Raw genomic sequence first — 10,725 nt, 5'->3', positions numbered from 1 at the left:
ACGATTGTCCGTGCCGGCTTCCTGCACGATCACCTGCCCGTCATCACGCTGGATGACCCGGTAATCGTCGGAGCTGCCCTGAACGACATAGGTGTCGTCGCCATTGCCGCCGAAGGCGCGGTCAGCCCCGGCGCCGCCCAGGATGAAGTCGTCGCCGTCACCGCCCAGCAGGCGGTCATTGCCGTCGCCGCCGGTGATGGAGTCGTTGCCGTCACGGCCGGCGACACGGTCATCGCCGCCGCCGGCGAAGATGGCGTCATCGCCCAGCACGCCGGTCAGGCTTTCATCGGTGTCATCGCCGGAAATCACGTTTCGGAAATCGTCTTCCAGGCTATCGAACAGCGCCAGCGCGGCGTCTTTGGAGGTCTCTTCCAGACCGCCCGCGGCCGCCGGCAGGATGCCGATATAGCCGCCATCGCCGCTGACTTCGCCTTCCGTGCCTTCGCCATAGCCTTCCGGAATGACGGAGCCATGCAGCACATACTCACGCAGGAACAGCTCGATCAGGTCCTCGCCGGTATAATCATTGCCGGTGACGGGGCTGAAGAATTGCGAGTCGTCGCTGAGATCGTAGGTGTAGCTGAAGAACAGGTCGCCGGAAGCGTCAGACACCGGGCGGCCGTCCGGAACATCGCCAGCCGGCGCAACCAGCGGCAGCAGGACGTCGCCATAAGCCGCGACGCCTTCCAGAACCTCTACAAAGCCGTCGCCATCATTGTCGTTGAAGGAGTTCGGCGCTTCGGAATCGATCGGGTTGCCTTCAGAATCAAACAGCCCGTGAATATGTTGCGGATGAACCTGACCCTTGGCCGTGCCCTCCGCGACAACTGTTACAGTCAATTCATCGCCGGTCACCGTCACAAAGACGTTTCCGGTCACGCTTGAATTGTTGAGTGATTGAAGATCGACGGTGAATACCTGATCGGCGCCGTCGATTTCAGCGCGCAGTTCGTCAAAGTCGGGATTTAGATGCGCCATGGGTGTCTCCTCCGCCGTAATTCAAACGGCTTTGCTTGGGGTGGCACTAATTTGAGTTAGCCCGGCGGGGAGAGGCGTCAAAGATTCTCTGAAGAAAAATTTATATCACCGATCAATCCAGCTTCTCAGCCGGTCCGCGGCGGCGTCCAGAACCGTGTCCTGCTTGGCGAAGCAAAAACGCACAAAATTGCGCGGCGGGGCTGTGTTCGTGGCGTGATAGAAGGCGCTGACCGGGACCCCGGCCACCTTCGCCTCCGACGCGATCCGGCGGCAGAACTCCACATCGTCATCAAAACCGAGCGGCGCGATATCGGCGGTCAGGAAATAGGTTCCCTCCGCAGGCAGAACGCCGAACCCTGCCTCCGTCAGGCCGCGCGCCAGACGGTCGCGGCTGGCCTGCATGTCAGCGGCAAGCCCGTCGAAATAGGCCGTGTCCTTGTTCAGGCCATAGGCAACCGCCTTCTGGAGCGAGGGCGGCGTGGCGAAGGTGAGATACTGGTGCGCCCGCGCCATGGCGGCGATCAGATCCGGCGGCCCGGCCGTGTAGCCCACCTTCCAGCCGGTCAGGGAAAAAGTCTTGCCGGCCGAGCCCATCCGCACCGTGCGCTCCCGCATTTCCGGCAGCGCCGCGATGCTGCGGTGCCGGCGCCCGTCGAAGCACATATGCTCATAGACCTCGTCAGACACCACGATCAGGTCATGCTCCAGGGCGCGCTTTGCGACGGCCTCAAGATCGGCCTGCGTGAACACCTTGCCGACCGGATTGACCGGCGTGTTGAGCACAATCAGCTTTGTCTCCGGTCCGATGGCCGCATCCAGCGCCTCCTCGTCCAGCGCCCAGTCCGGCGCGGTCAGAGGAACCGGCTTCACCACGCCCCCGGCGCCCTCCACCATGTCGAAATAGGCGTCATAGGCGGGTTCGAATATCACCGCCTCCTCGCCCGCGCCGGGGGTAATAAAAGCGGAGAACGCGGCGGCCAGAGCCTCTGTCGCCCCGGCGGTGACAAGGATTTCGTCGCCGGGGTCATAGGAAAGCCCGTAATGGCGCTGCAGCGCGTCCGCCGCGGCCTGACGCAAGGCCGGCACGCCCATCATCGGCGGATACTGGTTCGGCCCCTCCACCGTGGCCTCGGCCGCCACGCGGCGCACGTCTTCAGGGCCGTCCGTGTCCGGGAAACCCTGCCCCAGATTGATGGCGTCATTTTCAATGGCGAGCCGGCTCATGACCTCGAAAATCGAGGTCTTGCGCCCGGTGATAACGGGGTTGAGGTCTTTCATGCGCGCAAGGCTAGTGCCTCACGCCGCGGGCTTAAAGCGCCGCCTCAGAATGTGTTGCAGATATCCTGGCGCCGCACGCGGTCAGCGCGTTCAAAACTGAATGAATCGGGCGCAAGGCGGCGGATCAGGACCACCCCGCGCGGCCCAGGACTTTCGATAACCGGCAGGCCGGTTTCCGGGCGCGGCGCGCCAGCGGCCATCAAAACCGCCTCAAATCCTCCGGACGGCATCTCCCGGTCATTGATGACAAAGAAATTGTCCGTGTTGGCGGCGTAGATCGACAGGGAGGAATAATCCTCCCACGGGGCGACCCGAAGCCGGACAGGGCCGCGCGTCAGGTCATAGATGCAGGCGGAATAGGCCAGGTCGGGCGAGGGCTTCACCACGTTGCGGTTGTCCGGCGTGATGCGCGGCGCGTGCCGCCACTGGTTCATGCCGCCGGCGTTCCCGGCAATCGCCGTCATCGCCTTATCCATGACCCGTTGGGGCAGCAGGTCCAGCGCCGCCCAGTGCCCGGCGGCGGCGGCGGCGATGAAAAGCGCGATGGCGAGGAGGATTCTCATGCGCCTTCCTCCGCCCGGCATCCCGTGCGCCGGATTTCCGGGGGCAGGACGGCCCTGTGAACGTCCTCCAGCACGGCGTCGTCCGGGCTATAGAGGCGCAGGGCAAGATTGAAACGGCCGGCGTTCCGGCTGGAAATCCAGAAAACGTCATCGCCGGGCGGCGCGCTCTGGATCACGGCCCGCCAGCCGCCCCGCAACGCGAAATCGCTGGCGTCAACGGAATGCGCGTCGTCCTGGTTCGGGGCCAGAAAATCGTCAGACGCGTAAAGCGTGACCGACCACCAGCGCGACGGCATGTCGCCGCCTTCCATGACGTAATCGCAGGCCTCGCGCAGCGGCTCGCCGGAGGAATCGGTTTCCCTCAGGAAATACACCGACTCGGATTTGTTCATGGCCAGCAGGCCGCGGCGGGCGATATAGGCCCGCGTATAGGGGTCGGCGGCGTCCGACCCGATGGCCCAGTTGGACTCCCACCCTTCGATCGCCACGCTGGTCCGGTTGAACGGCATGTCGCCGGTCAGCCAGCCGGCCATCCAGAACGCGCTGACAATCCCGACAGCGAGGCCGAGCAGGATTGCGGCGAACCAGAGGATCAGCGTCTTCATTCGGCCGCCCATTGCTCCAGATACGAAACCACGGACTCCAGCGATCGGCTGTGCGAATTGCGCAATTCCCGGACGCTTTCAGGGTTCAGAAGCGTCTCGTCAGGAGAAACGACCAGAACGCTTGGCGTATTGGTGATTTCCATGACGCCGAAGCGTTCGGCGACGTCCAGATTACGGTTGCGCATGCCCACATCGACCCAGACCAGCTCATAATGGTCGGCGATCAGGGATTTCAGGGGCTCCTGCTGTGTCTTGGCGGCCAGGCCGCGGCTGTCGTGACACCAGTTGCCGCCCAGAACCAGCAGCGCATTGACGCCGCGCGCCTCAGCCGCCGCCAGCGCGGCGTCGACGTCCGCCATGGCGTCAGCAGAGGCGGAAAACGGCCGTGGCTCGGCCTCGCCGCTGACATCGGTGGCGTGGGACGCGGCGCAGGCCGCCAGGGCCGCGGCTGTCAGGAGAACAAAAACGCGAAGCAATCCGGTCATGGACCGATTAGAACGCGACTCCGCCGCCGCGCCAATGCCTATTCGATCAGGCGCGCCGCTTCGGTCCCCGCGAGCGCGCGCAACTGTTGCAGTTGCCAGGGCTGCACGCGCCCCTGCCCGTGGACATTGTAGAGGCTGTCCACTTCCAGCTCAGATTCGTCCAGCCACTCGACGAACCACGCCGACAGGGGGACGGATTCGACAAGCGGAAAATCGCTTTCCGGAACCGGATAGATGAACGCCGTGGAATAGAGCAGCTTCTCGTCCGGCAGATAGACCACAAGATGGCCTTCCGATTTCGGATTATCGCCGGGCAGTTCAATCAGTCGAACCTCCATCGACATATCCTGAATCGTGCGCTGGTTGCGGACCACCAGGATGCCGGCATCGTCCTCATCCGCCTCGCCGTCCAGCGCAACGGGAGCGCCGGTCTTGCCGACGGCGCCGCGCGCCAGCTCGGCGGCGGCCTCGCCCGCCAGAATGGTCGCGCCCTGCCGCACGAACGGCTCAAGTCCGCCAATATGGTCGCTGTGATGATGGGTCAGAACCAGATAGCGCACCGGCTTTCCGGGCGCGGTCTGCCGGATGGCGCGCAGGAATTTCTCGCCCAGCGCGTCCGCGTCATCGCCCTGCGCCCAGTTCATCGGCGGGATTTGCGTCATCTCATACCAGCCGGCCGGGGCGTCGACCGCCATCACGAAATCATTGAACTCGATAAACACCGGATGGAAGCCGGGCCGGAGATTGCGCACCATGTGCACGCCCGGCGCGATGGTCTCCACCTCCGGCGCGCGGTCGCCATAGGGCACGAAATCATCGCCGCCGCCCGGCGGCGGCGCGGCCGGGGTTTCGATCCCGCGCGGGGCGGCGAAGCTGCGGTCATAGACATCGGTCGTGGTGATCATGTCCGCCCGGCTCAACAGTTTGCCGTTCAGGAAAGACATGAAGCGCCCCGGCACGGTCAGGCCGTCCTGTTCCTTATATTCCGACCAGCGCCACTGAATGACGGAGGCGCCCAGAAGCGGCATGTCCAGCGGCGCGCTGGCCGCGCTCAGAAGATAGGTTTCCGGATCAATGAAAAGGGTCAGCGGATCGCCGGCGGCGCTCTGATAGGTCACGGCCAGCGCCGGGCCGTCCTCACGCTGAACGGTCTCGGCCCGGGCGCTTTCCGGCGTGTGCGACAGCGCGTCCGCCAGGAAGAAATTGGGCAGAATGCGCTTGAACCGCGCCTGATCGTCCTCGACCGGCGCGTAGGGCATCCATTGGGCCGTTTCGTTGCGCTTGTCCGCGAAAAGGATGCGGCCCTGCGCGTCATGCACCTCGCGAAGATCCTGTTCGGACTGATAATAATTGCGCCAGCGCAGATCATAGGCGACGCGTTCGCCCGCCGTATCGACCGCGATCATCTGGCGCATCGGCGTCATCTCGCTTTCCAGGGTTTGCCCCTGAAGGCGCACGCCCAGATCAAACTCGCCATCCAGAAAGAAGGTCGCGCCGCCCGCGGCTTCTATCTCGTCCAGTCCGCCATGCGCCTCGAAGCTGCGCAGCAGCGTGTCGCGGGCCGATTGCGCGGCGGCGGCGGCCGGCGACAATACGATCAGCAGAGCCAGCGCGGCGCGCATGGCCTGATTAATACAACGCATCAAACAATCCCCTTGGCGTCCCTCGCCATCCCTTGCCACTCTAGCCGGTACGGCGCGCGGTGCGAACATACAAGCCTGTTAGCGGTTTCAGACATTGCTGAATACAGCCCGCGCCCTTAATTGATCGGCCCATGGCCGCGCCCCTTCTCTCTCTCCAGGACATCCATCTGCGATATGGCCGCGACGAATTGTTCGCGGGCGCGGACATGCAGGTCTTCGAACGCGACCGCCTTTGCCTTGTCGGGCGTAATGGCTCGGGCAAATCGACCCTGATGAAAATCGCCGCCGGGCTGGTGGAATCCGATAACGGGGAGCGCGTCGTCGGCAATGAGGCGACGCTGCGCTATCTGGAGCAGGAGCCGGATTTCAGCGGCTTTGCCTCCACCTATGAATATGCCGCCGCCGGTCTGACGGCGGGCGACGAAGCCTGGAAGGCCCGCGCCCTGCTGGAAGAGCTGGGCCTGACCGGCGACGAGGACCCGGCGCGGCTGTCCGGCGGAGAAGCCCGGCGCGCCGCCCTGGCCCGCGCCATGGCGCCGGAGCCCGACATCCTGCTTCTGGACGAGCCGACCAACCATCTGGACCTGCCCGCCATTGCCTGGCTGGAGGATCGCCTGAAACGGACAAAGTCCGCCCTTGTCCTGATCAGCCATGACCGCCGCTTCCTGCAGACCCTGACAAAACGCACGCTGTGGATCGACCGCGGCGTGACGCGGGACCTCAATCGCGGCTTCGAGGCGTTCGAAGCCTGGCGGGATGAGACGCTGGAGGCCGAGGCGCTGGACGCCCACAAGCTGGACCGCAAGATCGCCGCGGAAGAAGACTGGGTCCGCTACGGCGTCACCGCCCGGCGCAAGCGCAATGTTCGCCGCATGAAAGAGCTTCAGGGCCTGCGCCAGCAACGCAAGGAGGCGCGGCGCACGCCCGGCTCCGTCACCATGGAAGCCGCCGAAGCCGGCAAGAGCGGCAAGCGGGTGATCGAGGCGGAGACCATCTCCAAGACCTATGACGGCCGACCCGTGGTCGATGAATTTTCCACCCGCATCCTGCGCGGCGACCGCATCGGCTTTGCCGGCCCCAACGGCGCAGGAAAGACGACGCTGCTCAACATGCTGATCGGCGAACTGGCGCCCGATAGCGGCGAGGTGACGATGGGCGCCAATCTGGAGCGGGTGACTCTGGACCAGCGCCGCGCCGCCCTGAAGGAAGACCAGCGCGTGGCGGACGCCCTGACCGGCGGCGACAGCGATCAGGTCATGGTGGGCGGCAAGCCGCGCCATGTTGTTTCCTACATGAAGGATTTCCTGTTCCCGGCGGACCGCGCGCGCCAGCCCGTCTCCGCCCTCTCCGGCGGCGAACGCGGCCGTCTGGCGTTGGCTATTGCGCTGGCGCGGCCCTCCAATTTGCTGGTGCTGGACGAACCGACCAATGATCTGGATCTGGAAACGCTGGATCTGCTTGAGGAAGTCCTGAACGATTATGCGGGCACGGTCCTGCTGGTCAGCCATGACCGGGATTTCCTCGACCGCACCGTAACCAGCCTGATCGCCCCCGATCCGGACCGCCCCGGGCGCTGGACCGAATATGCCGGCGGCTATTCCGACATGCTGGCCCAACGCGGCGGCGACGCCGGCATGACCGCCCTGACCCGCGATCCTTCAGGCCGCGCAGCGTCAAAATCACCGGACGCGTCCGCGCCCGCCCGCGCCACAAAGGCCAAGCTGAGCAATAAGGAGCGCTACGCCCTGAAGGAGCTGCCGGGCAAGATGGAGGCGGCTCAAACCAAAATCGGCAAGCTTCAGGAGGCCCTGGGCGCGCCAGACCTTTATTCCAGCGATCCGGAGGGCTTTCATGCCCTGACCGAGGCGCTGGAAAAATGCCAGACCGAGCTCGACCGGATGGAAGAGGAATGGCTGGCCGCCGAGATGCGGCGCGAAGAAGTCGAGGCGGACTGAGTCGCACGCTGTGCAGTTCGCCGGGCGCGCCCGGAACAGGCGTTATATCTAGTAATATTTCCCGCGCCGCGATTGTATTCAGCCCCCGCCGCCGGGCAAATCGCCGCAATCGCCCGGCCTGCCGCCAATAGCGCGAAATCACGCATGAGAATTAGGCGCGGCGACCATCCTTTTACCAAGGAATTGCCCGCCAGATCGCCAGAAATCGCCGCATTCGATGCGTTTTTCTGCCCATGAACAACTGTCGAAACCACGACGCTTTTTCCGATTTCGGAAAGGAGTCCCGGATGGCCATGGGCAATAATATCGCTCATACGCTTAATCACAGCCCGTTCGCGCGGCGTTTGCAGAACTGTGGCGGCATGGCCGACGCGGATCTGGGCGCGCTGGACGGCATCCATCAGGATCTCGTTCGCCTCGGCAAGGGAGAGACCCTTGCCACGGCCGGCCATGCGCCCGACCGCATCCTGGTTATCGAGGATGGCTGGGCGTTCCGTTTTCAGCTTCTGGATGATGGCGGCCGCCAGATCACCGAGATTCTGGCGCCCGGCGACATGCTGAACTGCGAGGCGCTGTCGCGCCTGTCGCCCGGCCATGCGGCGGAGGCCCTGACCCCTGTGACGATGCGCGCCTTTCAGGCGCAGGAATTCCTGAAGACCGTCCAGACGACGCCGGGCATCGCCGCGGCGCTGTGGTGGAGCGAATTCCAGATCGACAACATGCTGCGCGAGCAGATCACGCGCCTTGGCCGCCGCGACGCGCAGAGCCGCATTGCGCACTTCTTCCTTGAGCTGCTGATGAGGGCGCGCTGCGCGGGCGTCATCCGCGGCGGAATGATCGAGGCGCCGCTGAGCCAGTCTCACCTGGCCGACCTGCTGGGCCTGACGCCGGTTCATGTCTCGCGCACGCTGCGCCGGTTGAACGGCATGGTGAAATGGACCCGCCGCTCTGTCTGCGTGACCGATGAGGACGCCCTGTGCCGTGTGGCGGGCTTCGATGCGGCCTATCTCAACCTGCAGAACTACGCGAAATACCGCATGCGCGGTCAGCAGGCCGTGGCGGAATAGGCGCCCTTCGGATCCGGCATATGAAAAGGCCGTCCCGGATGTTCCCGGGACGGCCTTTCTTCTGGATGGCGTGTCGCCCTAGCGTTGGTCGGCCAGCGCCTGGACGATCAGTTGCGTGGCGGCCTGCACCAGCAGGACTTCGCCATCGACCTGCGCGTAATAATGGCCGCGGGGCGGCGGCGCGTAGCCATAGCGCTGGTAATCGCGGATCACGCGGTAATTGACATCGTCGCGCAGATACTGGCCTTCGCGAATACCGTCGCGGAAGCCTTTTTCATAGGCGCGGCGTTCCTCGTGATAATCGTCACGGTCGTAGCGATCATAGCGGTCGCGGTCATAGCGGGCGTCGCGATCGCACCAGCCTTTCTTGGCGTGGCCCGGCGGGCAGTGCGACGGATCGGCGAACGCGGCGGCCGGGGCGGCCAGCAGCGCGCCCGCGCCGGCGGCGATCAGAATGGGTTTCAGGGCTTTCATGGCAGCCTCCTTGAGTTAATCCCTCGGCGGGAGAACGGCTGCCGCTAAAGCGGGTTCCGGCGCGGCTTAGGCGCTGGCGGGGTGATTTGGCGCCGGAAATAAGGCGGGCGGCGCACAAACCGCGCGCCGCCCGCTGTTTTTTTCGGCTTTCCGAAGAAAAAGCCTATTTGGCGCCTTCGGCGGCGTCTTCCACGGCGTCGCCGGCGGATTCCACGTCACGGCCCGCGCCGGCGATGGTGTTGCAGGCGGTCAGGGTGAGGGCCATCAGACCGGCCAGGATGATTGCGAACTTTTTCATGATCTCGAAAAACTCCCGATTCCCCGTCGTGCCGGGGGTGTGAATGAAGGCGGTCAGGATAGCCCGCCCGGCGGATAAGAGAAGCGAAACTTCGCCTTGACCGGCGGAAATCCCTGCCGCTAGGTCGGCGGTCACGCGAAACGGCGGGCGGCAGGGGCAAGACATGGCGCGGACACTGGATTTCATCGTCTATGGCGTTCCGCGCAGCGGCACCTCGGCGCTGGGCCACGCGATCAATCTGGGGCCGGAGATCTTCTGCGGCCTGGAATATTTCCCCCTGTGGCATGATTTCGAGGGCGTGGACGTTCCCGCCGCCTTCCTGAACGCGGTCCCGCGCACCGACGCGGACAAGGCGGAGGCCAGCCGCAAGGTGCTGCGCCAGAAGCTGCGCGCGGGCGCGGTGAAACGCTATGGCGACAAGAATCCGCGCTTCTACCTGACGCTGGACGCGGTGAACCGGGCCAATGACGGGCCGGCCAATGTGTTCCTGCACCGCCCGGCGCGGGAGACCTGCGAATCCTGGACGCGGCGGGCGCAGGATCCGGAGACACCGTGGCGCAGCGGCGAGAGCGGGATCTACGCCATCGCCGAGAGCGTCTTCGCGCTGGCCGAGGCGTTCCACCCGGACCGCGACACGCTGGTCGCGGACTACCAGACGCTGTTCTTTGGCGACGAGGGCGCCATGCGGCGCGTGGTGGGCGCCATCGCCGGGCCGCCGCCGCATGACTTCCCCTACCCCGCATTCAAGAAGCAGTTTTTCGACCAGGAGAAATTCCGCAATCGCGCCGGGGCGCCGCGCGAGGCGGAAGCGGCGCTGATCGAGGCGCTGGGCCTTGGCGCGATCGACGCGGCCATCGCGGCGCGGGGCGTGGCGCCGGCGCGGGATTTCTACGCGGAGATCTATGGCGCGCTGGCCCCGGCGGCGGCGCAGCTGGGCGCGCGGCTGGCGGAGACGCTGCCGGGCCTGCCCGCCGAAGAACAGGCCTTCTTCCGCAACTGGAAGATGATGATGCTGCGCGGCGCCTATCGCAGCGACATCGCCCGCATGGCGGCCAGCGGCGTGGCGGCGGTCGAAGCGCCGAAACCGGGCGGCTGACGAAAGCGCGGATTCCCTGCAACCGCGCGGAACGTGGACAAGATTTAATCGCCCGGCGTCTTGAGCCGATTCCACGCTGCGGCGATGATTGGTTTCGGGGACGGGGCTCGAGGAGAGCGAGCAGGTTTTTGTCATGTCGCAGGAAGCATCCAGAGTCGTCGCCTTTACCGCCATGGGCGCGGCGGTCGCCGTCTTCGCCGCGCTGATCGCCAGCCTGGCGGCGCTGGCCGCCGTGGTGTCGCTGGGCGAGCGCGCATCCGCCGCCTTCGGCGGCGGATTCGCG

11 protein-coding genes are annotated in these 10,725 nt (G+C 65.3%); 3 read left to right on the top strand and 8 right to left on the bottom strand.

Annotated elements, in window-relative coordinates:
• The 6 genes from H2040_RS13865 to H2040_RS13840 form a co-directional block, all read right to left on the bottom strand.
• On the bottom strand, positions 1 to 978 hold a 978-nt coding region (locus H2040_RS13865), incomplete at its 3' end, for a calcium-binding protein (protein ID WP_502709342.1).
• A gap of 105 nt (positions 979 to 1,083) precedes the next feature.
• Entirely contained in the window at positions 1,084 to 2,256 is a 1,173-nt protein-coding gene (locus tag H2040_RS13860; protein WP_287158162.1) for an aminotransferase, read from the bottom strand.
• A gap of 44 nt (positions 2,257 to 2,300) precedes the next feature.
• Positions 2,301 to 2,819 carry a DUF1254 domain-containing protein gene (locus tag H2040_RS13855; protein ID WP_022697645.1) on the bottom strand — a complete coding sequence of 173 codons (519 nt, stop codon included), beginning with the start codon at positions 2,817 to 2,819 and terminating at the stop codon, positions 2,301 to 2,303.
• The gene (locus tag H2040_RS13850) at positions 2,816 to 3,424 is read right to left on the bottom strand and encodes a DUF1214 domain-containing protein (RefSeq protein WP_287158161.1); all 609 of its coding nucleotides are present in this window, start codon (positions 3,422 to 3,424) and stop codon (positions 2,816 to 2,818) included. Before H2040_RS13850 ends, H2040_RS13855 begins: the two co-directional genes overlap by 4 nt.
• On the bottom strand, positions 3,421 to 3,909 hold the full coding sequence (locus tag H2040_RS13845) for a thioredoxin family protein (protein ID WP_287158160.1): 489 nt from the start codon (positions 3,907 to 3,909) through the stop codon (positions 3,421 to 3,423). Before H2040_RS13845 ends, H2040_RS13850 begins: the two co-directional genes overlap by 4 nt.
• 38 nt (positions 3,910 to 3,947) lie before the next feature.
• Positions 3,948 to 5,552, bottom strand: a complete 1,605-nt coding sequence (locus H2040_RS13840) for an MBL fold metallo-hydrolase (protein ID WP_287158159.1) — start codon at positions 5,550 to 5,552, stop codon at positions 3,948 to 3,950.
• A gap of 131 nt (positions 5,553 to 5,683) precedes the next feature.
• Here H2040_RS13840 and H2040_RS13835 point away from each other — a divergent pair, with 131 nt between their 5' ends.
• Positions 5,684 to 7,507: an ABC-F family ATP-binding cassette domain-containing protein gene (locus H2040_RS13835; protein WP_287158158.1), complete on the top strand. Its 1,824-nt coding sequence runs from the start codon at positions 5,684 to 5,686 to the stop codon at positions 7,505 to 7,507.
• 287 nt (positions 7,508 to 7,794) lie between these two features.
• The gene (locus tag H2040_RS13830; RefSeq protein ID WP_287158157.1) at positions 7,795 to 8,574 is read left to right on the top strand and encodes a Crp/Fnr family transcriptional regulator; all 780 of its coding nucleotides are present in this window, start codon (positions 7,795 to 7,797) and stop codon (positions 8,572 to 8,574) included.
• Positions 8,575 to 8,652: 78 nt separating this feature from the next.
• On the opposite strand, the gene H2040_RS13825 is transcribed toward H2040_RS13830, so the two are convergent.
• Entirely contained in the window at positions 8,653 to 9,048 is a 396-nt protein-coding gene (locus H2040_RS13825) for an RcnB family protein (protein WP_287158156.1), read from the bottom strand.
• Between the two features lie 163 nt (positions 9,049 to 9,211).
• On the bottom strand, positions 9,212 to 9,346 hold the full coding sequence (locus tag H2040_RS13820; RefSeq protein ID WP_027068347.1) for an entericidin A/B family lipoprotein: 135 nt from the start codon (positions 9,344 to 9,346) through the stop codon (positions 9,212 to 9,214).
• A gap of 163 nt (positions 9,347 to 9,509) precedes the next feature.
• On the opposite strand from H2040_RS13820, the gene H2040_RS13815 reads away from it, so the two are divergent.
• Positions 9,510 to 10,442 (top strand): hypothetical protein, encoded by a 933-nt coding sequence (locus H2040_RS13815; RefSeq protein WP_287158155.1) that lies wholly within the window; start codon positions 9,510 to 9,512, stop codon positions 10,440 to 10,442.
• Positions 10,443 to 10,725 lie beyond the last annotated feature (283 nt).

Origin of the sequence: Euryhalocaulis sp., assembly GCF_013911995.1 — a bacterium.
Lineage (GTDB): Bacteria > Pseudomonadota > Alphaproteobacteria > Caulobacterales > Maricaulaceae > Euryhalocaulis > Euryhalocaulis caribicus.
This window is presented reverse-complemented; position numbering and strand designations above follow the sequence as displayed.

What these genes read in the sequence shown, in the direction of transcription:
- H2040_RS13820 (WP_027068347.1), bottom strand. Translation starts at nt 9,346, where the DNA reads ATGAAAAAGTTCGCAATCATCCTGGCCGGTCTGATGGCCCTCACCCTG.
- H2040_RS13845 (WP_287158160.1), bottom strand. Translation starts at nt 3,909, where the DNA reads ATGACCGGATTGCTTCGCGTTTTTGTTCTCCTGACAGCCGCGGCCCTG.
- H2040_RS13835 (WP_287158158.1), top strand. Translation starts at nt 5,684, where the DNA reads ATGGCCGCGCCCCTTCTCTCTCTCCAGGACATCCATCTGCGATATGGC.
- H2040_RS13850 (WP_287158161.1), bottom strand. Translation starts at nt 3,424, where the DNA reads ATGAAGACGCTGATCCTCTGGTTCGCCGCAATCCTGCTCGGCCTCGCT.
- H2040_RS13860 (WP_287158162.1), bottom strand. Translation starts at nt 2,256, where the DNA reads ATGAAAGACCTCAACCCCGTTATCACCGGGCGCAAGACCTCGATTTTC.
- H2040_RS13815 (WP_287158155.1), top strand. Translation starts at nt 9,510, where the DNA reads ATGGCGCGGACACTGGATTTCATCGTCTATGGCGTTCCGCGCAGCGGC.
- H2040_RS13855 (WP_022697645.1), bottom strand. Translation starts at nt 2,819, where the DNA reads ATGAGAATCCTCCTCGCCATCGCGCTTTTCATCGCCGCCGCCGCCGCC.
- H2040_RS13825 (WP_287158156.1), bottom strand. Translation starts at nt 9,048, where the DNA reads ATGAAAGCCCTGAAACCCATTCTGATCGCCGCCGGCGCGGGCGCGCTG.
- H2040_RS13840 (WP_287158159.1), bottom strand. Translation starts at nt 5,552, where the DNA reads ATGCGTTGTATTAATCAGGCCATGCGCGCCGCGCTGGCTCTGCTGATC.
- H2040_RS13830 (WP_287158157.1), top strand. Translation starts at nt 7,795, where the DNA reads ATGGCCATGGGCAATAATATCGCTCATACGCTTAATCACAGCCCGTTC.